The organism is Kineococcus glutinatus (assembly GCF_039542765.1).
GTDB classification, from domain to species: Bacteria; Actinomycetota; Actinomycetes; order Actinomycetales; family Kineococcaceae; genus Kineococcus_A; species Kineococcus_A glutinatus.
Window position 1 is genome coordinate 1 of the sequence record NZ_BAABIL010000404.1, and the last position, 1,408, is coordinate 1,408.

General features: G+C 72.2%; 2 protein-coding genes. Both read right to left on the minus strand.

Going from position 1 to position 1,408, the window contains the following annotated elements; genetic code table 11:
* A partial coding sequence (locus ABEB16_RS14675; protein ID WP_345712980.1) for a hypothetical protein occupies positions 1-636 on the minus strand: 636 nt, incomplete at its 3' end.
* 132 nt (positions 637-768) lie between these two features.
* On the minus strand, positions 769-1,408 hold a 640-nt coding region (locus ABEB16_RS14680), incomplete at its 5' end, for a polyphosphate kinase 2 family protein (RefSeq protein WP_486335987.1).

Genomic DNA, 1,408 nt, shown 5'->3' on the forward strand with positions numbered 1-1,408 from the left:
CGTCGTGCTGCTCGGCGCCTCGGTCGTGCCGCCGTCGGTCGCGGGGGCGTCGCCGCCGTGCGGGCCGGCGCCGCGGCCGGCGCCGCCGCGGAACTCGCTCTCCACCTGCTCCTTCACCTGCTCGGGCAGCTCGGCGATGCGCTCGTCGGCCTGCTCCTGCGTCAGCCGGCCGTCGGTGACGGCCTGGTTCAGCCGCTCCGTGGCCGCGGCCACCAGGGCGTCGATCACGGTCTGCTCGTCGACACCCTCGTCCTCCGCGATGCTGGCGAGGGTGGCGCCGTCGGCCTGCAGCGCGGTGCGCAGGTCCTCCGCGCTCATCCCGAGCGCGGTGGCCGCCGCGTCGAGGCCGAAGCCCTTGCCGCCGAAGCCGCCGCCGTGGCCGCCGCGGCCGCCGCGCAGGGCGTCGGAGGACTCCAGGGTGGTCGCGACCTCGTCGGCCTGCTCCTGGGTGATGGAGCCGTCGGTGACGAGCCCGGCGAGGGCGTCCTTGATCGCCTGCAGCCGGCTGGTGGCGCCGGACTCGGTGCTGCTCGTCGCGGCGGCGGCCGTCTGTGCGCCGAGGGCGATCAACCCGAGCCCGCCGACGGAGATGAGACCGGCGGTACCGGCCGCCACGACCTTCTTGGTGATCTTCATGGTGTCCTTCGCTCTGGCGATGGCTGAGGCCGTCTCAGCACGTCCCAGAGTTCGGGTGCGGACCTGGGAACCGGCTGGGGAAAGCCTGGCGCCGGGCCCAGACTTCCACGCGGGACCCCACCGGGGCCTCGCTCAGAGCCGCGGGTAAAGCTCCTCGATGTCCTCGTCGTCCTCCAGCACCTGCGCCGCGGACCCCACGACCAGCGGGTCGGGGGTGCCGACGACCTCGGGGTCCTTGCCGTCGTACTCGAAGAGGCTGAGGACGTGGCGCATGGCCTCCAGCCGGGCCCGCTTCTTGTCGTTGCTCTTGAGCACCGTCCACGGCGCGTCGGCGGTGTCGGTGTAGAAGAACAGCGCCTTCTTCGCCTCGGTGTAGTCGTCCCACTTGTCCAGCGACGCCAGGTCCATCGGGGACAGCTTCCACTGCCGCACCGGGTCGATCTGCCGGATGAGGAACCGGGTGCGCTGCTCGGCGCGGGAGACGGAGAACCACAGCTTGACCAGCCGGATGCCCGAGCGCACGAACATCCGCTCCAGGTCGGGGGTCTCGCGCATGAACTCCAGGTACTCCAGCGGCGTCGTGAACCCCATGACCCGCTCCACGCCGGCGCGGTTGTACCAGGACCGGTCGAACAGCACGATCTCCCCGGCCGCCGGCAGGTGGGCGACGTAGCGCTGGAAGTACCACTGCGTGCTCTCCCGCTCGCTGGGCTTCTCCAGCGCCACCACGCGCGCCCCGCGGGGGTTGAGGTGCTCGGTGAACCGCTTGATG